This is a genomic window from Draconibacterium orientale (genome assembly GCF_900111425.1).
Classification (GTDB): domain Bacteria; phylum Bacteroidota; class Bacteroidia; order Bacteroidales; family Prolixibacteraceae; genus Draconibacterium; species Draconibacterium orientale.
On the sequence record NZ_FOHT01000006.1, the window covers coordinates 134,416 to 158,122 of the forward strand.

Sequence of the window (23,707 nt, forward strand, 5' to 3'; positions counted from 1 at the left end):
AATACTGAAGCAAACTGGTTTAGACAATAATGTTCAATATTATACCCCCCACGGTAACCCCCACTGCCGATATTCCCACCCAGCCCCCCTTCTGGTGCTGTAGGTGCGCCAAGCAGTTGTTTTACAGGTATTTGCCTAATTCTGGTTTTCCAGAGTCGTAAATAACTGATTATTATAATTTTTTATAAAAATTTCTGCCAAAAAAAATTGGGAATCCAGATAGGGAAAGCAGTTTTTGCATATTGTGATTGCCAAATTTTTTATAAAAAAATCTGAGGGTATATAGAAAAGTGCTTTTATTCGGGTCAGTGAAAAATTTACAGAAAATGAAATTTGGTTTCGAAAAAGTAAGGTTTTAAAAAATTCTGGGTAGAAAAAATTGGATGTTGAATTAAACGGTTTTTTGAGTTAGAATTGCATGAAAATTTGTATCTTTAAATGTGATTATATTGACAAGGTTAAAACGTTTTTAATTAAAAACAAATTTATTGAATTTGACACTGAATAAGACACTGCATTAAAATAAAAAGACCTGTAATAGTTGAAATTACAGGTCTTTTGTTGTTTGATTCGTAGCGAGAGGCGGGCTTGAACCGCCGACCTCATGATTATGAATCATGCGCTCTAACCAGCTGAGCTACCTCGCCATTTGTTTTTCAAAATTGCGGTGCAAATATAGTGTTTATTTTTATTCTCACTAATCATTTTTTAAAATTTTCGAAATAACTTTCTTGCCGCGATTTTAACTAGTTGTAAGTTACATTCTTATTAATTATATTGCCAAAAATCAAACTTATGACTAGTAAAGTAAAAATCAATCTGGAATATATTATCAATTGTTCTCCTAAGGTGCTTTATAACAGACTAAGCACGGCTTCCGGGTTAACTGAGTGGTTCGCCGACGATGTTCGCGTTCGGGGAAAACGCTATACTTTTATTTGGGACGGATCGGAGCAAACTGCTGAAATGACATTGCACAAAGAAAACCGTTTGGTACGGTTTAGCTGGATAGATGAAGAAGATGATTCGTACTTCGAATTTAAAATTACACGCGATGAACTTACCGGCGATGTTTCGCTTTTAATAACCGATTTTGCCGAAGAAGATGAAGTTGAAGAAACCCGTGGCTTATGGGATTCGCAGGTAGACGCTTTAAAACATGTGCTGGGCTCGTAATTCGTTTTTCAGTTTATTAACAGCTGTGTTCCGGCAGTAATAACGTTTCTTAACCTTTTTTGCTTTACTAATTCCTAAAATAACTTAGTTTTGTAAGCGTTTCCAGATTGAAATAAAATACATGAAACGTCTGCACCTTTTTATTATAAAATCATTTCTTGGGCCATTTTTTATGACCTTTTTTATTGTGGTCTTCGTTCTGCTTATGCAGTTTTTGTGGAAGTATGTTGATGACCTGGTGGGTAAAGGGCTGGATTTTAAAGTACTTGGCGAAATGATGTTTTATGCATCGTTCGCTTTGCTTCCCCTTGCTTTCCCATTGGCCATGTTACTGGCATCAATTATGACTTTTGGAGCATTGGGCGAAAATTACGAGCTGGTAGCCATGAAAGCTTCCGGAATTTCGCTGTTCAGAATCATGCGTCCGTTAATAGTTATTGCAATTCTTATTACCGGAACCGCCTTTTATTTTTCCAATAATATTCTGCCGAAAACAAACCTGAAATTCTCGACGCTTTTATACAGTGTAAAAAAGCAGCGACCCGAACTGGTTTTGCAGGAAGGGGTTTTTACCAACGAAATGGATGGCTACAGCATTAAAGTTGGCAAGCGCGATAACGATACAAAAATGCTATATGACCTGCTGATATACGACCACACAAAAAATAAGCCCAACGAAAGTGTTACGGTTGCCGATTCGGGATTGCTTCGGATTACGGAAGATAAAAAGTACATGGTACTAAATCTGTTTAGCGGAGTGACGTATCAGGAGCAGAAATCGCAAAGCCGGGGTAAAAAAGAAACGTATCCTTATCAGCGCAATCGTTTTGAAGAACAAACGATAAGGGTAAAAGTGCGCGATTTTGAATTTAACCGCCGCGATGAAAGCATTTTTAAAAATCAATACCGTATGCTTACTATCGATCAGTTGATGACTGCCGATGATAGTTTAACGGACGATTATTACGGTCGGCTTCGAAATTATATGATGCAGATTAATATAAATCCGACAATTACCCGGAGAATGTATAATCTGACTGCCAAAGCCGATTCGTTGAAACGCGATATTGATGAAGTTGAGGCCGATACGATATTTAATTTTGATACTTTTTATGCAGGCCTGGATAAATGGGTGCAGGCTGATATTGCCAAAAGCGCACTTGATAAAGCCCGAAGCAATATGCAACAGGTAAACATGTTTCAGGGGCAACTTTATAATAAAAAGAAAACATTGAATAAATACCGGATGGAACGACATCGGAAGTTTACGCTGTCGGTTGCCGTGTTAATTTTCTTTTTTATCGGAGCACCTTTGGGAGCAATTATCCGAAAGGGAGGACTTGGAATGCCGGTTGTTGTATCTATTTTTCTGTTTATTTTGTATTACATAGTTTCCATGAGCGGCGAAAAAACTGCCCGCGAAGATGTTTGGGCAATGTTTAACGGAATGTGGTTTTCGTCTTATATCTTTCTGCCCATTGGTGTGTGGTTAACGTATAAAGCAGCTACCGATTCCGCTATCATGACGGCCGAAGCTTATACCAAGTTTTTTGCGCGCCTGGGGCTCGAACGGTTTTTCAAGAAAAGAAAATCAAACGATTAAACCCGAATGAACATATTGCAGGTAACAAATAAGGTTCCGTTTCCGGCCAGGGATGGTGGGGCCATTGCCTGTATGAATTTAACAAAAGGATTCTCGCAACTTGGAAATCGGGTAACCGTACTGGCGATGAATACCTTGAAACATCATGTTCATCCGGATGAAATTCCCGATGAAATAAATCAATTGGCAACATTTAAGCTGGTTGATGTTCCGGCACAAATAAATGCTTTTGCCGCATTGGCAAATCTCCTCTTTTCACGAAAACCATATAATGCCGTTCGTTTTATAAATAAAAATTTTAGCACGGCGCTGGTTGATTTGATAAGTGAAAACCAATTTGATATTATTCAGTTCGAGGGCCTTTATGTTTGTCCGTATATTCCGTTAATACGAAAATACTCCAATGCAACACTGGTCTATCGTGCCCATAATATTGAGTTCGAGATTTGGGAAAGGGCGGCAAAACTATCACGAGGGCTAAAAAAGATTTACCTGCAAAATCTTTCAAAAAGGATTAAACGGTTCGAGACAGGATTGTTAAACTCATACGATTTGTTAGTCCCGATTACTGATCGCGATGGCAATATTCTGGATTCGTTGGGAAACATAAAAGATAAGCAGGTTTCTCCAACCGGAATCGATTCGTCGGTTGTTGTGCCGGATACAAGCAGTCTCGAATTTCCATCACTTTTTCACATCGGATCGCTGGAGTGGGCGCCCAACCAGGATGGCCTTTTGTGGTTTATTAAAAACTGCTGGACGAAGATTCACAACAAATATCCCGATTTGCGTTTTTACATCGCCGGAAGAAATGCTCCGCGGTGGCTAATCGATAAATTGAATGTTGAAGGGGTGTTTTTTGAAGGAGAAGTTAACGATGCTTATCAATTTATGAATTCGAAAGCCATTATGATTGTTCCGCTGTTTTCGGGCAGTGGCATGCGCATAAAAATTATTGAAGGAATGGCCCTGGGAAAAAGTATCGTGTCAACTTCGATCGGCGCTGAAGGTATCAATGTTAGCGATGGGGCAAACATTTTAATGGCTAACGAGGCAACCAGGTTTATTAAAGCTGTTTCCAACTTGCTTGAAGACCGTGACTGTTTTGAACGTATTGGAAGAAATGCCAGCCTTTTTATCCAACAGAATTTTGATAATTTAGTGCTATCGAAAAGGCTGATCGGATTTTACAAACAATACACTAAATGATTTTAAGCGTTTTATTCTGGGTATGTTTAGTTGTGCTTTTTTATACCTACGCCGGGTATGCACTTTTGTTGTGGTTGTTTGTGGGGGTGAAAAAACTATTGGCCCAACCTGAAAACTCACCGGAAAGCAATGGTTACGAACCCGAAATTTGTTTGTTCGTAACAGCATTTAATGAGAAGGATTACGTTTATCAGAAAGTGAAGAACGCTTTTGCGCTCGATTATCCGAAAGAGAAAATACAGTATGTGTGGGTAACTGATGGCTCGGACGATGGAAGCCCGGAAATGTTAAAGCAGATAGAGGGACTGGAGGTTTATCATCAGCCGCAACGACGCGGGAAAACGCATGCTATAAACCGGGGAATGAAATTTGTTAAAGCACCCATTGTCATCTTTTCCGACTCGAACACGGTTCTTGGAAAGCAATCGATACGTGAGATTGTAAAATGTTTTAACATTCCGAAAGTTGGTTGCGTGGCAGGAGAGAAACGGATTGTGCAGAAAGATACAGAAGCTGCTGCCGGTGCCGGCGAAGGTCTATATTGGAAAATGGAATCGTGGATAAAGCGTAAAGACTGGGAATTGAATTCGGCAGTTGGAGCAGTAGGTGAACTCTTCGCCATACGAACCGAACTTTTCGAGGAGGTGGAACCCGATACTCTGCTTGACGATTTTATTATCTCGTTGCGTATTGCCCGGCGCGGCTATAAAATCGCGTATGCGCCAAATGCATACGCCGAAGAAACTGCTTCCTTAAACGTAAAAGAAGAATTAAAACGTAAAGTAAGAATTGCTGCCGGGGGAATTCAAACTATTATGCGATTAAAAGGACTGCTCAATCCATTTAAGAATGGCATTTTGAGCTGGCAGTATTTTTCGCACAAAGTTTTGCGCTGGGCTGTTGCTCCGCCGGTTTTATTCCTCTTTTTTATTATAAATTTGCTGCTGGTAGTGAGTTCAGTTAATTGGAATTGGGGCAATTTTTATGCTCTATCACTGTATCTGCAGGTTTTGTGTTACCTGATGGCGGCATTCGGGTGGTATTTCGAAAATAGAAAGCTGCGAATGAAAATGCTTTTCGTACCGTATTATTTTGTAATGATCAACTATGCTTCTGTTTTGGGGATTCTTCGTTACGTAAAAGGCCATCAATCGGTTAACTGGGAAAAATCAAAAAGGGCAGGGTAGTTCTTATGTATATGATCAGGAATTTCCACTTGAACGGAAGGAGTTTTCTTTTCTCCAATGATTTTAGAAAAATTGAATTTTGAATGATCATTAACCAATGCAAAATTACGAAGTAAGGCTCAATGCATGTTTCCTTAGCAATCGACAATCAGAAATCGTTAATCAAAATTCGTCATTTAAAGCCGGCTTTCGTTCGCGAAAAGTCATAAAATAGTAAGATATGGCTTTGTCATAAACCAGCGGCTTATTTCTTTTTGTTCTCTTCCCAAAAGCGTTTCTCAATCAGTTCGCTTCGTTTTATGGTTTTTCGAATCCATTCCATTTTAAGTTCATCCTTTTCATCATTACTCAACTGCCAGTGCAGGTCTTTGCTATCTCTCATTTTCATGGTTAGGTGATGTAGAATAATTGCAGCAGAAACGGAGATATTAAAGCTTTCGGTAAAACCATACATCGGAATTTTCAGAAATTCATCGGCTTCCTGCATAATGGTTTCTGTTATTCCCGGTAGTTCCGATCCGAATACCAGCGCCGTTTTTCCTTTGGCAATATCAAAATCCTGTAATCCCAAATCGTTATTGTGCGGAGTGGTGGCAACAATCCGGTAACCCTGCTTTTTTAGTGTTTGTATTGCATCAAGTGCGTTATTCTCTTTGTTATTGTATTTATGTAACGACAACCATTTTGAAGCTCCCATGGCAATTTCGCGGTTAACCTGAAATTCGTTCCGGTCTTCAATAATATGTACATCCTGAATACCAAAACAATCGCAGGTGCGCAAAACTGCACTTGCATTTTGTTTCTGGTAAATGTCTTCCAAAACAACTGTGAGGTGCCTGGTGCGCCTGTTTAACACTTTGTCATAAAGTTCCAGCCGCTGTGGGGTTAGGTAACCGGAAAGGTAATTAATAAGTTTATTGTTCATTTTAGCTCAAGATTGATGTTGTTAAAAGAAAAAGGGAAGCATTTGGCTTCCCTTTAATCAGTTTTTTTACCTACTCGTATTTCGTTACGATACAGCATCTGCTAATTCAGCACCAGCTTTAAATTTAACAACTTTTTTAGCTGGAATTGTAATTTCTTTTCCTGTTTGAGGATTTCTACCAGTTCTGGCACCACGTTCTGAAACAGAGAAAGAGCCGAATCCAATAAGTGCAACACGGTCTCCAGCTTTAAGAGCGTCTGTAGTAGCACCTACAAATGCATCAAGAGCTTTTTTAGCATCAGCTTTACTGAGGCCTGCTTTTTCGGCCATCGCATCAAGTAATTGAGCTTTGTTCATAAGGCAAAATTTTAAATAATTAATTAAGTGATTGAAAATAAATAACTTAGTTCTATGTACTTTATAAAGAATATTCAGAATCTATCTACTCTTTCAAGGGTTAAAATTCGTCAAACATTCAGTAAAATCAAGCGTTTCAGAGAACTTTTTTAAGTTTTAGCTAAATTCATAAATATGTTTTAAAAAACCAAACCCTGGCACCCTTTTTTTTTAAGTAATTTCTGAAATTTTTATTGAAAAGTGTTTTGTACTTTGAAAAATTAATCTACTTTTGCAGCGCATTCGGAGAGATGGCAGAGTGGTCGAATGCGGCGGTCTTGAAAACCGTTGTACCGCGAGGTACCGGGGGTTCGAATCCCTCTCTCTCCGCAAAATCCATCAGAGTTTTCTGGTGGATTTTTTTTGCTGCAACCTGTTAATAACTTTTTGTTTTACCTGTGTTTTAACTGGTTCTTTTTTAAGAGAATAAGGCATTTGTTCGTCTGTTTTTGATGACATATTACAAAATTATGTTTCAAGCCTCGTTCTTTTATCCATTTAAACAGGTCAAATCAATAAGATTTTAGTACTGTTTTATGCTTATGTTTTTCACCGATTCTTTAACCGTGTGGATTTACATTAAAATTAACAGCAAAGCGGCGCAGGAAGGTTTGTATTTCCAGGTACTTTGCAATTGCGCTTTTAAATTTTTTATCTATTTACCCAGGGGCTTTGTTCTCGGTTGAATTAAAAGATGATTCGAAAAGCGCAAACGGAAAGTTCGGTGAAAAAGGTTTATTGTTACGCCGCATTCCTTTGGTGTAGATATTTTAATTTATATGAGTATAAAACGTAGGATAAATTAACTTATCGCGATGTTAAAAACGCCTATCGAATTCTAGGCAGTTTGCTGAAATAGGCTGAAAAAGCGGGTCGTTCCAAGGTTTTTTGTAATCGTATTTGTAATTTTGATTAACAACGATCGAACAAATTGTTGTTGGGAAGATGAAAATTGATCAGGGGGTTATTCAAATACCTTTTTCAATTCAACATAAACGATTTAGTTTAAATAAGGCACAATTCTTTTACATCTTACTAGGACGTAAGAAAATATACAAAGGCAACTGTTGAGTTGCCTTTTGTTTTATAACAGTCCATTTCTTTCAACCTGTATTTCTTCCCAAGTATTTTCATCCAAAAATTTGCAAACCAGAAAAGAGTGAGTGGTTCATTTGAGTTCTAAATAGAGAAAAATGTCCCAAGATGAGACTATGGGTAATAAGTGTGGTCTGCTTAACTATCAGTAAATGAAGAGATAGATGTTTTTGGAACATCGATTGCTATTAGCAGAACAAATTAGGAAAATAAAAATATAGGGTTTGTATAACAGGGTAGAACGACTTCTAATTTGATTGGTTTTGTATAAAGGGGTTTGTAAATTATCAATCATCACTAAAAAGCGTCCTTAAGTTCTACCCTTTCTTTTTATCTCAACTTTAATGTTATGTTAATAAAGCTTGGGGAGGTATCGAATTCACATGATATTATAGAGGGGCCAGAATAAAAAAAACCGTTCATCTGCATGAACGGTTTTGTATTTACAAACCACTTCAAAAAGTGTACTGAAAATGTAGTACCATTCAGGGAATGGATCACAACAGTATTTTAATATTTTTCGATTATTATGTCTGGCTGCAAAAGTATAAACAATAAGAGAAAAAGTAGCAATGGCAACACTCGATTCCGCTTATTTTACGGTGTTAATCAGTTTTTATGAAGTTGTTGCTAAGTAATCAGTTCTTTTCGGTGGTAGCGATGGAGTCCATATCCGTTTTTAATTGATTCTCCAGGGTCTTTTTCAAATAAATAGTTTTCCCCAGCAGGTCATCCGAAATGTTATTAGCCGTAATCTCAACATTTTTGCAATACTCAAGGCTAAAGGTATAAAGCCGGTTGTGAAATGGCGAAAAATCGTAACTTCGGCTTATGGTGTTACCCGTAAATGTTAATTCTTTAACAGAAAGCGCATAAAGTAGTGGATAATCGAATGCATTAAACTGGTTATGCTGAATGTTGATGTTGCGGTGATAAGCCGGAGTATTATCATGTAAAGCAGGAATTACTGGGTTAATGGAAATAATAGCCTCGTTGTACCGGTAAGTACTTGTATGGCATAACGATGTAAATATATTGCCCGAAATGGATACATCGGTTACGCCGCCTGTTTGAAGCGAGGTATTGGCATCGCCGGCAATAAGTATGGCACTTCCGCTCGATTCAAATGTATTGTTTTCGATTACAACTTTTCCGGGTGTAGCCAGCACCATTCCACTGGCCCGGCTACTTTTAAAGTTACTGTTCTTAATGGTCAGGTCAGGTGTCCAGCTCAGATTTTCAATAATAGCTCCGGCTTGCAGGTTTGTTGGTATCGGTTGTTCCAACTGTAATGAAAAATGTTCTTCATTAATTGGGTTTACCGTTTTAACCGTGTTCGTAGTAGTCGCTCCGATAAAATTTACCAGATCTCCCCGACGAGCCCAATTCTGAATCTCACTTTGTTTATCCAGGAAGCTGCATTTCACCTCGTTTTCCGATAAAATTTCGTCAACACGAACGCTGATGCCGTAAACATGAACCGGTTCATTAACCAGCCCCTCGAAAGTGCAATTGTTAACCCAAACGTTGCCCTGGCAATTTACTATCCGTAAGCCATCAAAGCCTCCTCCAAAGTAACGTATTTTAGAACGGTTGGGAATTGCCTGGTACCGGTCGAACTCCAGATTTTTGCTGTATTGCGCTAATATACCCGAGCCGGCAGCATGATACAACCTGGTATTTTCAACCGTAATGTTCTCCGATTCTGAAATAAAAACACCTGCATGTGTAGGTGTGGCGTGTTGCATTATAAGGAAATTCCCAATTTGGGGCTTGCGTTTAAAGTTAAAATGAAGGCGTACAATCCCCGGCATGCTAGCCTCGGCTGTATAAGCCTCCCAGTCTTCTCCCAAACAAGGTATATCGCCGGTGCCAGGTACAATGTACCTGCCGTTTCGGTCGAACTCCAGTGTCTCTTTCCATTCATTGGTCCGGCCATTTCCCACATCAAAATAGATCTTTCCTTCCTCTAAATGATAGGGAGTTTCTTTGGGATTAAGGGCAATATCAATATAAAGGTCGGTCGCCCGGAGAACTTCGGCCTGGGCAATAACTGGTTGTTCCCAATCAATAGTAAGGTTTTTAAGGGTAATGTTTTCACAATTTTCGAAGGTAAAGGGCTGCATTTCCTGGTGAAAGATCAGGTGGCTGCCGCGCCCGTCGATTACCAGGTTTTTTATACTCTCAAAATGAAATGCACAAACTTTCGGACTTGCATTTAAGGTGTTTGCCTGGTAGTAAACACTGGTTTCGCAACCGTCGGGATAAAAATGATAGGTGCCTGTGGAGAATACCAGTACTTTTGGTTGATCGGTATTCAGGTCTTCCAGTGCTTGGTAGAAGTATTTTATGGCATTGTTTTTCCGTGTTTTGTATAAGCCGTAATCTTTCAGAAAAATATAAGTGGTATCGTTCGGAGATGCCGAGGCCGAAGCCTGCATTGTAAAGGTAAACAGCCAGGAAAACAGGATTATTAGAAATGTATATTTCATGGTAATTGCTATTTTTTTGCAATATACAATTCCTGCCAATGATTTAAAATAAGTAATTAAATAAGGTTTTTAACCTCCCCGATGGTTTGCAGTTTTATCCAGTTCGGGTGTTCTTCCATTTCTTCCGCTTTTTCGTGAATCCAGGTAATATGAAACGGAATATGCAGGCCAAAGCCACCGAGTTGCAGTACCGGATCAATATCTGATTTATACGAATTCCCGATCATCAGAAAATCCTCCGGCTCAATTTCCAGGTGGTTGATGAGTTTTTGGTAATCGGCAACTTTTTTGTTGCTCATCACTTCCACATGGTGGAAATATTTTTCCAGTTTCGATTTTTGCAGTTTTCGTTCCTGGTCGAGCAAATCTCCTTTTGTAGCAACAATTAATTTGTAGCCCTTTTGTTGCAAATATTCCAGCGTTTCAATAACGCCATGGAGCAGTTCTACCGGCTGATTGATTTGTTTTTTTACCAAGCTCGATAATTTGCTCCAAAGTTTGTTGAGGTACTTTGTTTCCGGTAATTTTCAAGGCAGTTTCTAGCATCGAAAGAACAAATCCTTTGGTGCCGTAACCGTAATCTTCCAGGTTTTGTAGTTCGGTGGCATAAAGCACTTCCATTGTCTCATGCGAAGTACTGAAATCGGATAACAAAGCACAAAACTTTTTCTCGGTTTCGCGGAAGAAGGTTTCGTTTACCCAGAGGGTGTCGTCGGCATCAAATGCTATTACTTTGAAGTTGGTTTTCATAATTATTTTTCTCGCAGATTTCGCTGAAAACGCTGATTGCATTTTTGATAAATGTACGGAACTAGCTGCTTTATAAGGCTAAATTAACGACTGTAATTCCCGCGCCGCCAAAGTCAACATGCTCGTCTTTGTAGCTACGAACCATGGGTTCCGAGCGCAGGTAATCGCGAATAATTTGTCTAAGAATTCCATTCCCTTTTCCATGGAGGATTCGAAGTTGACCCGATTCAAACATTATTGCTTCATCAATAAACGCTGTGATTTTAGAGATTGCTTCATCAGCTCTTTGCCCGCGAATATCAATTTCGGGTTTAAAACTCAGGCGGCGCTCCGAGAAACCTTCGGTGAGAACCGATGCTCTTCCGCCGCGGTTTTTATCCAGCTTTTTAGCTTCGTTATTACTGATTCGTTCCAGGTTTTTACTTGGTATTGTTGTCATCAGCTGGCCAAAAGCAACCACCGCATTTTTTTCGTTAATTTCAATAAGGTCGCCAATGGTATCTTGCCCCTTTATTCTCACTTTATCGCCGGGGCGCATTTCAATACTTTTCTCCAGCTTTTCTTTGCTTAACGGCTTTTTCGACTCATCGGGACGGTGCTTGTTCCGGTTGTCTTCGCGTTGGCGTAACTTCTCCATCTTTTTCGAGATCTGCGAATCGTTGCCCGTTGTTTTGCGGTCGATATCTTTTTTCAGATCGCTCAGTTTGGCGCGTGCTTCTTTTGTTTTTTCCTTATCGGCCTGTGCTTTTTTTATTTCCTGGATGGTGTTTTCAATTCGCTTGTTAACACCTTTCAGCAAGGCATCGGCTTCTTCTTTGGCTTTTTTCAGAATTTCTTTCCGCTGCTTTTGTATTTCCTGCAATTCCGATTCGTAGGTTTCCGCCGTGTCGTCGATAATTTTTTCCACTTTGCGAATCTTCATTCGTTTGGTTTCCCAGTAGCGTTTGTCGCGGTTAATTTTGCGCAGGTTGCGGTCGAAATCAATATGGTCTTTTCCCACTTTTTCGGTGGCTTGTTCCAAAATATCTTCGGGTAATCCTATTTTTCGTGCAATTTCGAAAGCAAACGAACTGCCCGGTTTGCCAATGTCCAGTTTAAACAAAGGATTCATATGCTGCGAATCGTAAAGCATGGCGCCGTTTATTATCCCCTCGGCCGACGAGGCAAAGTGTTTCAGATTGGTGTAGTGTGTGGTAATTACACCAAAAGTGCCGAGCTCAGTTAACTTTTCCAGAATCGATTCGGCAATGGCGCCACCCAGCATCGGCTCAGTCCCGGTACCAAATTCATCAATCAGAATCAGCGTTTTTTCGTTACAGTTGCGCACAAAATGTTTCATGTTCATCAGGTGCGAACTGTAAGTACTCAGGTCGTTTTCCATCGACTGCTCGTCGCCAATATCGATAAAAAGTTGCTCGAAAACTCCGGTGCGGCTGGCTTCGTTCACCGGAATAAGCAAACCACATTGCAGCATGTATTGTAGTAATCCTGTGGTTTTCAGGCAAACTGATTTACCTCCGGCGTTTGGTCCTGAGATGAGTAAAATATGTTTCTCGTCGGTAAGTTTTATATCGAGCGGAACAATTTTCCGGTTTTCCTTTTGTAACGTTTTTAAAAGCAGCGGATGAATGGCGTTGTACCATTCAACAATTGGCTCCTCTTTAAATTCGGGGCGGATGGCATCAAATTCAACGGCCAGCAAGGCTTTTGCTCTGATAAAATCCATTTCGCCAAGGAAATCGTACGAATACGCCAGCTCCTCTAGGTAAGGACGGATATCGTTGGCAAAATTGGTGAGTATTTTAATGATCTCGCGGCGTTCGGCATATTCCAGTTCGCGGATTTCGTTGTTCATTTCAACAATTTCGTTGGGCTCAACATACGAGGTTTTTCCGGTGGCCGACTCATCGTAAACAATACCTTTTAGTTTACGTTTGTTGGCAGCCGCAACAGGAATAACGGCACGCCCGTCGCGGATCGATACCGACGCATCTTCATCTACCCAACCATCTTTTTGTGCCTGTTTTAAAATGGCATGCAATCGTTTCGACATGTTCGACTGCATATTCATAATGCTGCGGCGGGTTTGTGCCAGCTCGGGCGATGCGTTGTCGCGAATTTTTCCAAATTTATTGATGATTACATCAATGCGGTCGTAGATGTACGGAAACACCTGCACGCGCGATGTTTTCTGTTTCAGGATAGGGAAGACTTCATCTTCCTGTTTCGAAAAGAAATTAACGATGGCACGAACGGATTCCAGCGAGCGTTTCAAATCGAACAATTCTTCGGGTTCGAGGAAGCGGCCTTCCAGTCGGATTTTTTGCAAAGCCTCGCGCAGGTCGTAAAAATGCGTAGCCGGAAAACTATCGAATTCGCGGACGATTCGGCAAAATTCATTCACCTCATTCAGTTGTTGCAAAATGGTGTCGTACCCCGTTTGAAAATGCATTTCCTGCACCCACTCGTCTCCCATGGTGCTGATGCACTTGTTGGTGAGCATTTCGCGAATGCGGTCGAAACCAATTTTTGCCTCGAAATTATTTGGATAAATGTTTTGCATAGCCTTTTCTTAATCAGCTGCAAAAATACGCTTCATTGTTTAAAGTACAAAGTGGCGCGTTCATAGTTTCACTTTTCTGTTTGCTGTAACAAAATGATAGCGTTGTTATTGTTTATCAACTATTCCAACTTTTAGTCGCTTCAACGGCTTAATTTATTTTTAATTGGAGTAAGCAACTTCAATAGATTAGTTTAGAACTTTATCAACCCACTTCCGAAGTTCCTACCCCTACCTCAGAGGTACTCCCACCCACCTCCGAGGTACCCTGACCCACCTCGGAAGTACCTACTCCCACTTAAAAGCTTAATGTAAGGAGAAAATAGCTTTAAAGAAGAAGCTCAGAGCTTCAAATACCGAGGAAATAGCTTGAAGAGGGGACTTCAGAGCTGCAAACAATGAGCTCCGAACTTAATGATTTTAGAAATGAAGTAGGGAGGGGGGACTTCTGAGCTGCTAACTTTGAGCTCAGAGCTTAAAATAAATAGCTTTTATCTTAAAGAATTAGGAAATGATGTAGGGGGAGGTACCTAATAACTTCAAACTTTGAGCTCCGAACTTCAAAATAGAATATAAAAGGTACTTCAATTGAGCTCTGAGCTCAGAATTAGAAGTAATGAGCTGGAATGTTGAGGCAAAAAGCAATACTGCTTACCTTTTATAATGTAAAACAGGACACTTTGTGGACTAATTGTTTCCGAAGGTTCAATTCTTATTCGAAAAAAAAACAAAATTCGTAATAAACAGCTAAAATGTTTGAGTTAATATTAATGGTTGTGTTTAATTTGTAGGCTATTAATAAACGATTAAACTTACCAAATGAAAAATTGGCTATTGTTAACAGTAATGCTATTTGCGATTGCCGCTTGTACTTTTCAAAAGAAAATTACGAACAAAGCATTGTCCCATGGTATTGTTGGACAAAAGGAAAAAATAGTGTATTCAAGAGTTGGACTGCCTACCGAAATTAATACCGCCAATGAAGGTGAAAAAGTTTTGGTGTACGAAGTATCAGAGAGAATGATGGTTGGTTATTCGAAAAGCATTAAGCCGGCTGTAACTTCACAATTTGATATGGATGGCCAACGAGATTATGATGTTGATGTTTGGCAGATTGGCGATGCACTTTCTGATGCGAAAAGCAATACGGAATACCGAACCAACAAGGCATTTTTAAAGGTTTATATTGATAGTACCGGAACATGTACAGGATTCGAGCAGAACTTACCAAAACTTCAGCAGGAATATTACTACGATCGTTTAAAAAAATACATTCCCGAAGAATGATTATACCCCTCTAGTTCGAAGCACTTAATACTACATGTTTAATTTTGCGCCGGTTGTAGGTGTACGAAATGTGAATTAACCCGTCAGTTGTTTGAATAATGCACGGATAGCTGAATTCGCCTTCTGCTTCGTCTTCCAAATGCATGATGGTTTGCCACGATTTTCCGTCGGCGGAATAATAAAGATCGAGTTTGTTTCGTCCGGCCTCCCATGAATCGCCACCTGGCAATGGATTGTTTACCAATAACTTTTCTCCTGACTGAAGCGTGATAGCGTCGATTCCCGAATTGGGATGCGGAATGGTTGTTGGCTGAACTTCCGACCATGTTTTTCCTTCGTCGTACGACCAGCTTTGCATCACAACATTTTGGTTGCTGCGCAAAAGTGCCTGTATGCTTTCATCGGGATAAACAAGCAATGTGGGCTGAATAACTTTTACTGAATCGGGTGAAGGAATAGCAATTTTTGTCCACGTTTGCCCGCCATCTGTTGATCGTTCAATATGAGATTTCCAAAGCTCGTGGCTTTCTTCGGTGCTCGACGGACTAAGAATTATACCGGAAGCCAGTTGAATCGGTTTATTTCGGATAGGGCCAAAAATTCCGTCGGCCAGTTTTTCGGGTGTCGACCAGGTTTTTCCTTCGTCGGTTGAGTGCATAACCATTCCCCACCAATCGTTTGGACTGGGGCCAACTTTATAGAAAAGGTCAATTTGATTTTTTGCACTTCTGAACAAAACCGGATTCCATGTTGGGAACAACGTTGTGTTAACTTTGCCATCGGTTACTTTTTGTGGTTTTTGCCATTGTTCGCGTTCAAAAGCAGCTGTGTAAATGCTAACCCCGGGGTGCCGCTCGTAAGGCCCGGCAAAGAACGATACCAAAAGTCCGTTGTTGGTTTCGATAATTGTTGAAGCATGGCATTGGGCGTATTGGGTTGAGTCGGAAATGTAGCTTTCGGAAACAATTGTATAGTTTATGTTTTTACTTTGGCGGCAACTCGCAATTAGTAGAAAAAGAAAGTTTAGCGCCAGGATTGATCTTTTCATAAATCAAATGTCGTGATTTTCTTTTTATTGAAAAAGGGATGTCATCTTTTCGAAAAGATGACATCCCTTTCCCGTTTAAAATACTGAGTGTATTTTTGAAAGCTATCCTTTGGGTACTTTCTCGTCAGGGAAACGTTTTCCATATTCTACCCAGAATAATTTCACCTCGCTCTTCATTTCTTTTGAAAGGAAAAGCAGACCGATGAGGTTGGGAATCGTCATCAATGCAATGGTAATTCCCGAAAGTGTCCAAACAATTGTCGTGTCGGTAAACGATGCCAGGAAGAAGCCGATAACATAAACCAGGCGGTACCAAACAACGCCCTTCACGCCAAACAAATAGGTAACCGCGCGGCCGCCGTAATACGACCAGCTAATGGCAGTTGAGAAGGCAAACAGCAACAGCCCGATTGAAACGATGTATTTTCCGTAGTCGCCAAACCAGCTGCGTGTAAAAGCAATGGTGGTAAGCGGAGCACTGTGCATCAGCGATTTTCCTTCCAGCACCAGGCCTTTGGGATTCGGGCTGTCCGGCGACCGGTCAATCTTACCGCCGGTAATTATTATTTCTCCCGAATAGGGTTGGTTGTCCACAAAAACGCGAATATCTTCGGCTACCGAGCGTGCATGTAAGATGGTTGGCTGGTTTACAATTTCTCCGTTTTGTACCTGAAGACTATTGTTGAATAGCGGCAAATCAGCTTTTCCAACCAGGTAGTTGTGTAACTGCTTAACATCGTTTTGGTTGGCTTCCGAATATGTTCCGTCGAGCACTACAATATCGGTTTCCTGAAAAAGGTTCTGGTGTTTTTCGGTCCAAACCCCCGACGATAAAAGCACAAGCCCGGTTAGTGTACAAATAATAATGGTATCGATAAATGGTTCCAATAAGGCAACCAACCCTTCCGAAACCGGTTCGTGAGCACGGGCAGCGGCGTGGGCAATTGGCGCCGATCCTTGTCCGGCCTCGTTCGAGAACAATCCCCGGTTTACGCCACGGTTAAAAGCAAAAGCAATGCTTCCGCCCAAAAAACCGCCAACTGCTGCCGAACCATTGAAAACGTCGCCGAAAATAGCAGCGATAGAAGGAATAATATTTTCGTAATTATAAGTGATAACAGCCAGCGCTCCTACAAAATAAATAATGGCCATTAGTGGCACCAGTTTCGAGGTAACATTGGCAATACGTTTAATTCCACCAACAATTACCAGCCCAAGCAGTACGGCCAAAATACCTCCACTTACCATGTGGTTAATGCCAAATGTTTCGAACAGCGAGTTGGAGATACTGTTGATTTGCGGCAGGTTTCCGGTGCCAAACGACGAAAGTATGGTGGCTATAGCAAAAAGCCCGCCCAGCAAAGTGCCTGTTTTTAAAAGCTTGTTATTTTTTAAAGGAATGTTCAAACGTTTTTTCATGAAATACATGGGGCCACCGGCAATCGATCCGTCGGCAGCTTTGTCGCGGTATTTGTGCGACAGGGTAACTTCCACAAATTTGGTGGTCATACCCAGGGCTGCTGTTACCAGCATCCAGAAAAGGGCTGCCGGACCACCCAGGTGGATGGCCAGCGCCACACCTGCAATATTTCCGGTTCCCACTGTTCCCGACAAGGCTGTTGTTAAGGCCTGAAAATGGGATGTATCGCCCTCGTCGCCTTCTTTGTCGAATTTTCCTCTTACAATTCGCAGCGAATGTTTCATGTAACGGAATTGGGGAAATTTCAGATAAATAGTAAAAAAGATACCGGTTCCGAGTAATAAAAATACAAACCATTCCGAGCCTCCAATATGGTCGTCGATGGTTGAGAGAATCTCATTGAGTTTGTTCATTATTTGCAGTTTTTTTTATACGTTGAATTGTTCATTCAAAAGATGACTTTTGAACCCCGCATCGCCCAATACTTTTATTCGGATAAAAGGCATTATTGTATGCTCGTTTCAAAAACTGAGTTAAAAATAGCAATCCTGTTCAATTTGCTAAAAAATGAGATTTTTATTTTTAAAATGTTATTAAATGAAGACACGAGATGACTTTGATGCGCTGCGGTTGATTGAAGATTGAGAAAAGATGGATTGAAGATTGAGGAGGATTGATAAACTGTTAAATTGTGAAACTGTTAAATTGCTAAACTGTGAAATTGTAAAATTGTTGCTTAATACCGGAAATGACCAGTGACCAGTGACTAATGACTAATGACCAGTGACTAATGACCAATAACCAGCATCCTTTCTTTTTATTTTCAGTACCCTTCTGTTCCCGATGTAAAGTACGGGATTTCGCAAGCTCAACTGACGGATGAGGGGTACGGATATTAAAATAAAAAATGTATTGAAAACTGCTTTACCCTTTTGTCTGTCGACATTTTCCCTTAAAAAGGGAAAACAGCTTCAATGAAACGCAGAAAGTAGCTTGATGCCGGCTTTCCTGATCAGGGGAGCTTCCGTCAACCAATGACCAGTGCCCAATACCAAACTAAAACCGAATTTCCATTTTCTTTCAGATAAATGACCAAAGCGAAGGTATTTTCTCGTAATTTCGCATAAACAACATAAAAAACAATTAATCATGTTACCAAAGTTTTTATTAGCCGACAATTCGCAGGAAACGCCTGATACTATTTTTGTGGTTCATACCGAAACTCCACGTTTTATTATTGAAGCAGATATTGATGATTTCTGGAACAACCAGGAAATTCACTGGATTGACGGAGAACCAGGAGATGAAAAATTTATTACAGAACTGGTGGAGGCAGCCGAAGAATTTTTGGAAAAAGAATTTGAAAACGAAGAACTACTGGCAGAAGACGACGAGGAGTAGTTTCTAACGCGCTGATTTAATTCAGCAAAATACACAGAAGAGCAATGGCAGCAGATCGTTTATATCGTTCGCGTAACCGGGTACTTGGAGGTGTTTTGGCCGGCTTTGCCGAATATTTCTCGATAGATGTGGTTTTGGTACGGGTAATCTATGTGCTGCTATCGCTTTTCTCTGCCGGATTTCCCGGCTTGCTGGTTTATATTATTTTCTGGATTGTAACGCCTGAGAAACCTTTCAATCCTTATAATGAGGAAACTAATTCGTAAGCTCTTCAAACAAAAGATCCATTAACGGGAAAGGCTTCCCAAACGTTATAATCGAAATACCACCATTTCTCATCATTTATTCCTGATCAACACCTTTTAACGACAACTGAATGCGTTTGCGCGGAATATCCAGTTCTTTTACGCGCACTTTTACATGTTCGTGCAGTTTTACAATTTCATTCGGATCGGAGATAAAACGATCGGCCATTTCCGAAACGTGAATCAATCCCGACTCTTTAATGCCCACATCAACAAAAGCGCCAAACTTGGTAATGTTGTTCACAATTCCGGGCAGTACCATGCCCACCTGTAAATCGGTGATGTTGAAAATACCATCGGCAAATTCAAAAACTTTGATTGGTTTTCGCGGATCGCGACCCGGTTTAAGCAATTCATTTTTTATGTCGGTGAGGGTAGGGAGGCCTACTTCGGCAGTTACATAATTCTTGAAATCAATTTTCGAAATCAGCTCTTCGTTTCTGATCAGGTCTTTCACTTCACACTTCAGGTCTTTGGCAATTTTCGATACGATTTTGTACGATTCGGGATGTACACCTGAATTGTCCAACGGATTTTTCGCATCAGGAATACGCAGGAACCCGGCGGCTTGTTCAAAAGCTTTTGGTCCCATTCGCGGAACTTTTTTTAGTGAGTCGCGCGATTCGAACATCCCGTTTTCTTTTCGGTAAGTGGTAATATTTTCTGCCAGTTGCGGGCCAAGCCCCGAAATGTAGGTGAGCAGGTGTTTGCTGGCGGTATTTAAATTTACGCCAACCGCGTTTACGCTCAGCTCAACCACTGAATCGAGACTATTTTTCAGCTGTTTCTGATCAACATCGTGCTGGTACTGCCCAACGCCAATGCTTTTCGGATCGATTTTCACCAGCTCAGCCAGCGGATCCATTAAGCGGCGGCCAATTGAAATGGCTCCTCGCACAGTTACATCGTATTGCGGAAATTCCTGACGGGCGACCGACGAGGCCGAATAAACCGAAGCACCATCTTCACTTACGACATACACACGCACTTCGCGGTTATAACGCAGCTTTTTTATAAAAGCTTCCGTTTCGCGGCTGGCGGTTCCGTTTCCAATGGCAATGGCATCAATCTGGTACATTTCTACCATCGACGATACTTTTTTTGCCGCCATCTTTTTTTCTTCCTGCGGTTTGTGCGGGTAAATATTTTCGTTGTGCAGCAGGTTTCCCTGTTCATCGAGGCAAACCACTTTGCAGCCTGTGCGGTAGCCCGGATCGATGGCCAGGGTTCGTTTTTGCCCCAGCGGAGGTGCCAGCAACAACTGTTTCAGGTTTTCGGTAAAAACGTTTATGGCTTCTGCATCCGCTTTTTCTTTCGATAGTTTGGCAAATTCTGTTTCTATCGATGGCTGGATGAGGCGTTTTAGGCTGTCTTTAACGGCAAGTGCTACTTGTTGCGAGCTGTCGTTGTTGCCTTTTACGAAAAAACGTTCGAGGTTTTCCAGTACCCGCTCTTCGTTTGGCGAAATGGAAACACGCAAAAATCCTTCGTTTTCGCCGCGGCGCATGGCCAGCAATCGGTGCGAAGGGCATTTTTTCAAGGGTTCGCTCCAATCGAAATAGTCGCGGTATTTGGCGGCTTCTTCCTCTTTTCCTTTTATAACTTTTGAGCTAATGTAAGCTCCCAGGTCAAATCCTTTTCGCACAATATTCCGGGCACGTTCGTTTTCGCTTACCCATTCGGCAATAATATCGCGGGCTCCCGAAAGTGCATCTTCAACTGCAGGCACTTCATCGTTTAAAAACGGATTGGCCCGGTATTCCGGATCGCGTTCCAGCTGTTTCATTACAATTTTTGCCAGTGGTTCCAATCCTTTTTCGCGGGCGATGGTGGCTTTGGTGCGGCGCTTGGGTTTGTAGGGCAGGTAAATGTCTTCCAGCTCAACCGAATCAAAACAATCTTCAATTCGCTTTTTCAGATCCGGAGTTAATTGTTCTTGTTCGTTAATGGTTTTCAGTATGGTTTCTTTGCGCTTGGCAAGTTCAGCATATTTATCGTTTTGCTCCTTAATTTGTAGCACCTGCACTTCGTCGAGACTGCCGGTGCGTTCTTTTCGGTAGCGCGAAATAAACGGAACGGTGGCGCCTTCATTCAGCAAATTTATGGTGTTTAAAACCTGGGTGGTGTTCAGTCCCAGGTTGAGGGCAATTAGATCTATGATTTTGTTTTGCATATTTTGTTTTTCTTGAATCGCAAAGGTAGACAAGCATATCATCATTTCAAAAAGATGACTTCCTGTAAATCTGTAAAGAAACTTCATACAACCGGCTTCTTTCTTCAAACTTTTTTCCCTATTTTTGCACCTCATTTTCAAAAAGAAGTAAAAGCATGTTTGATAATTTAAGCGACAGGCTGGAGAAGTCCTTCAAACTACTTAAAGGACAAGGGAAAATTACCGAGATCAATGTGGCGGAAACGCTAAAAGATATTCGTCGTGCGTTATTGGATGCCGACGTTAACTTTAAAATTGCCAAAAAATTTACCGACGACGTAAAAGTCAAAGCTTTGGGGCAGGATGTTTTGTCTGCCGTAAAACCGGGGCAAATGATGGTAAAGATCGTGAAAGACGAGCTGGCGCAATTGATGGGTGGTACTTTTACCGATATTAAGCTTGAAAATAAACCGGCGGTCATCCTGATGTCGGGGTTGCAAGGTTCGGGTAAAACCACTTTCTCCGGAAAACTGGCAAATATGCTGAAAAGCAAAAAAGGCCGTCATCCGCTGTTGGTGGCATGCGACGTTTATCGTCCGGCTGCAATCGATCAGTTGAAAGTTCTGGGCGAGCAGATCAATGTTCCGGTTTATACCGAAGAAGGAAACATGGATCCGGTGAAAATTGCCAAAGCAGCAATTGCACATGCAAAAGCCAATGGTAACGATGTGGTGATTGTGGATACCGCCGGTCGTTTGGCCGTTGATGAGCAGATGATGAACGAGATTTCTGCCGTTAAGAAAGCCATCAATCCGGATGAGATTCTTTTTGTGGTTGACTCGATGACCGGTCAGGATGCGGTAAATACAGCAAAAGAATTTAACGACCGCCTGGATTTCGACGGCGTTGTTCTTACCAAACTCGATGGTGATACCCGCGGTGGTGCTGCCTTATCGATTCGTGCAGTGGTTGAAAAGCCGATTAAGTTTGTGGGTACCGGCGAAAAAGTTGATGCGCTCGACGTTTTCCACCCCGATCGTATGGCCGACCGTATTTTGGGAATGGGTGATATTGTGTCGCTGGTTGAAAAAGCCCAGGAACAATTTGATGAAGAAGAAGCAAAACGCCTGCAGAAAAAGCTGCAGAAAAATACATTTGATTTTAACGATTTCCTGAAACAGATTAACCAGATTAAAAAAATGGGTAACCTGAAAGATGTGATGGGAATGATTCCGGGCATGGGAAAAGCGTTAAAAGGAATGGATATCGACGATGACGCATTTAAGCACATCGAAGCCATTATTTTTTCAATGACACCGGCCGAGCGTGAAAATCCATCGTTGATTAACGGAGGCCGCAGAAAACGTATTGCCAACGGATCGGGAACCGATATTCAGGAAGTAAACCGTTTGCTGAAACAATTTGGCGAAACACGTAAAATGATGCGTATGGTATCGCAGGGGAAAAATGTTCAACGCATGATGGCCGGAATGCAAGGGCAGGGACGTAAGTTTTAGTCACTGGTCACTGGTCATTGGACACTGGTCATCAGTCACTGGTCATTGGAAAGTGGCAATTATCCACTGGCGATTAAAAAACGCAATTGACAGTTCTATAATAATAACCTGGCGTCTTAGCGCCTTTGCGAGAAATTAGACAATATGAATTTGATCGACGGAAAAAAAGTTGCTGCTGAAATTAAGCAGGAAATAGCAGAAGAGGTTAAACAAATCATCGACAACGGAGGAAAACAACCTCATTTGGCAGCTATTCTGGTTGGTCATGATGGGGGTAGCGAAACCTATGTTGCCTACAAAATTAAAGATTGTGAAGCCGTTGGTTTTAAGTCTTCGCTGATTCGTTATGAAGACGATGTAACCGAAGAGGAATTGCTTGCCAAGGTAGAAGAATTGAACAACGATGACGATTTGGATGGTTTTATTGTTCAATTGCCACTTCCAAAACATATCTCGGAGCAGAAAGTAATTGAAGCCATTGATCCGAAAAAAGATGTTGATGGATTTCACCCGATAAACGTTGGACGCATGGTAATTGGTTTGCCGTCGTTTGTTTCGGCAACTCCCTACGGAATTGTTGAATTGCTGAAGCGCTACAACATTGAAACCAGCGGTAAAAACTGTGTGGTTTTGGGCCGCAGTAATATTGTTGGCCGCCCAATGAGTGTATTGATGTCGCAAAAGGCAATTAACGCCACTGTAACCGTTGCTCATAGTCGCACTGCTAATCTGAAAGAAGTTTGTGCCAATGCCGATATTTTAATCGTTGCGATGGGAGTTCCTGAGTTTGTAACGGCCGATATGGTTAAAGAAGGTGCCGTTGTTATCGACGTGGGTACTACCCGAGTAAAATCGGATAAAACAAAGTCGGGATGGAAACTGAAAGGCGATGTTTTGTACGATGAGGTAGCTCCAAAATGTTCGTACATCACACCGGTTCCGGGTGGAGTAGGACCGATGACACGTACCTCGCTGTTGTTAAATACCTTGCTGTCGGCAAAAAAGGAGATTTATAAATAAAACGAAATTATATCGTAAGAAAAGGGGACATAACGGTGTCCCCTTTTTTTGGTGTGCCGTGCATGGTAGATAGCTATAGGGTGAAAGTCCTGAATGGGGGTTTGTAGTGCCAACCATTAGCCGAAGGCAAGGGTGTCCATCGTGAGGTGGAATCTGAAGGAAGC

At 41.3% G+C, this 23,707-nt stretch carries 18 protein-coding genes and 2 tRNA genes; 10 read left to right on the top strand and 10 right to left on the bottom strand.

What is annotated here, in order from left to right:
- Positions 1-573: 573 nt before the first annotated feature.
- Positions 574-647 (bottom strand) — tRNA-Met (locus BMW53_RS05470).
- Positions 648-795: 148 nt separating this feature from the next.
- On the opposite strand from BMW53_RS05470, the gene BMW53_RS05475 reads away from it, so the two are divergent.
- The 4 genes from BMW53_RS05475 to BMW53_RS05490 all read left to right on the top strand — a co-directional run bounded on the left by BMW53_RS05475 (position 796) and on the right by BMW53_RS05490 (position 5,175).
- On the top strand, positions 796-1,176 hold the full coding sequence (locus BMW53_RS05475) for an START-like domain-containing protein (protein WP_038554504.1): 381 nt from the start codon (positions 796-798) through the stop codon (positions 1,174-1,176).
- A 121-nt stretch (positions 1,177-1,297) separates the two neighbouring features.
- On the top strand, positions 1,298-2,779 hold the full coding sequence (locus tag BMW53_RS05480) for an LptF/LptG family permease (protein ID WP_038554501.1): 1,482 nt from the start codon (positions 1,298-1,300) through the stop codon (positions 2,777-2,779).
- A gap of 6 nt (positions 2,780-2,785) precedes the next feature.
- Positions 2,786-3,988, top strand: coding sequence for a glycosyltransferase family 4 protein (locus BMW53_RS05485; RefSeq protein WP_038554498.1), 1,203 nt, complete (start codon positions 2,786-2,788; stop codon positions 3,986-3,988).
- Positions 3,985-5,175, top strand: a complete 1,191-nt coding sequence (locus BMW53_RS05490; protein WP_038554495.1) for a glycosyltransferase family 2 protein — start codon at positions 3,985-3,987, stop codon at positions 5,173-5,175. Before BMW53_RS05485 ends, BMW53_RS05490 begins: the two co-directional genes overlap by 4 nt.
- Before the next feature lie 244 nt (positions 5,176-5,419).
- On the opposite strand, the gene BMW53_RS05495 is transcribed toward BMW53_RS05490, so the two are convergent.
- Together BMW53_RS05495 and BMW53_RS05500 are read right to left on the bottom strand one after the other, a co-directional pair.
- Positions 5,420-6,100: a TrmH family RNA methyltransferase gene (locus BMW53_RS05495; protein WP_038554493.1), complete on the bottom strand. Its 681-nt coding sequence runs from the start codon at positions 6,098-6,100 to the stop codon at positions 5,420-5,422.
- A gap of 84 nt (positions 6,101-6,184) precedes the next feature.
- A complete protein-coding gene (locus BMW53_RS05500) occupies positions 6,185-6,457 on the bottom strand; it encodes an HU family DNA-binding protein (protein WP_038554490.1) in 273 nt (90 codons plus the stop codon).
- 284 nt (positions 6,458-6,741) lie between these two features.
- On the opposite strand from BMW53_RS05500, the gene BMW53_RS05505 reads away from it, so the two are divergent.
- Positions 6,742-6,826 (top strand) — tRNA-Ser (locus tag BMW53_RS05505).
- Between the two features lie 1,403 nt (positions 6,827-8,229).
- On the opposite strand, the gene BMW53_RS05510 is transcribed toward BMW53_RS05505, so the two are convergent.
- The 4 genes from BMW53_RS05510 to BMW53_RS05520 all read right to left on the bottom strand — a co-directional run bounded on the left by BMW53_RS05510 (position 8,230) and on the right by BMW53_RS05520 (position 13,396).
- Positions 8,230-10,083, bottom strand: a complete 1,854-nt coding sequence (locus BMW53_RS05510) for a right-handed parallel beta-helix repeat-containing protein (RefSeq protein WP_083404946.1) — start codon at positions 10,081-10,083, stop codon at positions 8,230-8,232.
- A 56-nt stretch (positions 10,084-10,139) separates the two neighbouring features.
- Positions 10,140-10,559: an HAD hydrolase-like protein gene (locus BMW53_RS21100; protein WP_217642892.1), complete on the bottom strand. Its 420-nt coding sequence runs from the start codon at positions 10,557-10,559 to the stop codon at positions 10,140-10,142.
- A complete protein-coding gene (locus BMW53_RS21105; protein ID WP_217642893.1) occupies positions 10,507-10,833 on the bottom strand; it encodes an HAD family hydrolase in 327 nt (108 codons plus the stop codon). Before BMW53_RS21105 ends, BMW53_RS21100 begins: the two co-directional genes overlap by 53 nt.
- Positions 10,834-10,903: 70 nt before the next feature.
- On the bottom strand, positions 10,904-13,396 hold the full coding sequence (locus BMW53_RS05520; protein ID WP_074780300.1) for an endonuclease MutS2: 2,493 nt from the start codon (positions 13,394-13,396) through the stop codon (positions 10,904-10,906).
- Positions 13,397-14,212: 816 nt separating this feature from the next.
- Here BMW53_RS05520 and BMW53_RS05525 point away from each other — a divergent pair.
- The gene (locus BMW53_RS05525; RefSeq protein ID WP_038554487.1) at positions 14,213-14,680 is read left to right on the top strand and encodes a hypothetical protein; all 468 of its coding nucleotides are present in this window, start codon (positions 14,213-14,215) and stop codon (positions 14,678-14,680) included.
- A gap of 10 nt (positions 14,681-14,690) precedes the next feature.
- Here BMW53_RS05525 and BMW53_RS05530 read toward each other — a convergent pair whose 3' ends face one another.
- Together BMW53_RS05530 and BMW53_RS05535 are read right to left on the bottom strand one after the other, a co-directional pair.
- Entirely contained in the window at positions 14,691-15,728 is a 1,038-nt protein-coding gene (locus BMW53_RS05530) for a sialidase family protein (protein ID WP_038554484.1), read from the bottom strand.
- A 102-nt stretch (positions 15,729-15,830) separates the two neighbouring features.
- Positions 15,831-17,561 (bottom strand): alanine/glycine:cation symporter family protein, encoded by a 1,731-nt coding sequence (locus BMW53_RS05535; RefSeq protein ID WP_038554481.1) that lies wholly within the window; start codon positions 17,559-17,561, stop codon positions 15,831-15,833.
- Positions 17,562-18,297: 736 nt separating this feature from the next.
- Here BMW53_RS05535 and BMW53_RS05540 point away from each other — a divergent pair.
- Positions 18,298-18,549, top strand: coding sequence for a DUF8828 family protein (locus tag BMW53_RS05540; RefSeq protein ID WP_051567513.1), 252 nt, complete (start codon positions 18,298-18,300; stop codon positions 18,547-18,549).
- A 44-nt stretch (positions 18,550-18,593) separates the two neighbouring features.
- On the top strand, positions 18,594-18,815 hold the full coding sequence (locus BMW53_RS05545) for a PspC domain-containing protein (protein ID WP_038554475.1): 222 nt from the start codon (positions 18,594-18,596) through the stop codon (positions 18,813-18,815).
- 76 nt (positions 18,816-18,891) lie between these two features.
- Here the strand turns inward: BMW53_RS05545 and BMW53_RS05550 are convergent, their stop codons facing one another.
- Positions 18,892-21,027 (bottom strand): Tex family protein, encoded by a 2,136-nt coding sequence (locus BMW53_RS05550; RefSeq protein WP_038554471.1) that lies wholly within the window; start codon positions 21,025-21,027, stop codon positions 18,892-18,894.
- A 155-nt stretch (positions 21,028-21,182) separates the two neighbouring features.
- Between BMW53_RS05550 and ffh the strand changes: the two genes are divergently transcribed.
- Both ffh and folD read left to right on the top strand, forming a co-directional pair.
- Positions 21,183-22,523: a signal recognition particle protein gene (ffh, locus tag BMW53_RS05555; protein WP_074780304.1), complete on the top strand. Its 1,341-nt coding sequence runs from the start codon at positions 21,183-21,185 to the stop codon at positions 22,521-22,523.
- A gap of 144 nt (positions 22,524-22,667) precedes the next feature.
- Positions 22,668-23,543 (top strand): bifunctional methylenetetrahydrofolate dehydrogenase/methenyltetrahydrofolate cyclohydrolase FolD, encoded by an 876-nt coding sequence (gene folD / locus BMW53_RS05560; protein WP_038554468.1) that lies wholly within the window; start codon positions 22,668-22,670, stop codon positions 23,541-23,543.
- Positions 23,544-23,707: the final 164 nt, after the last annotated feature.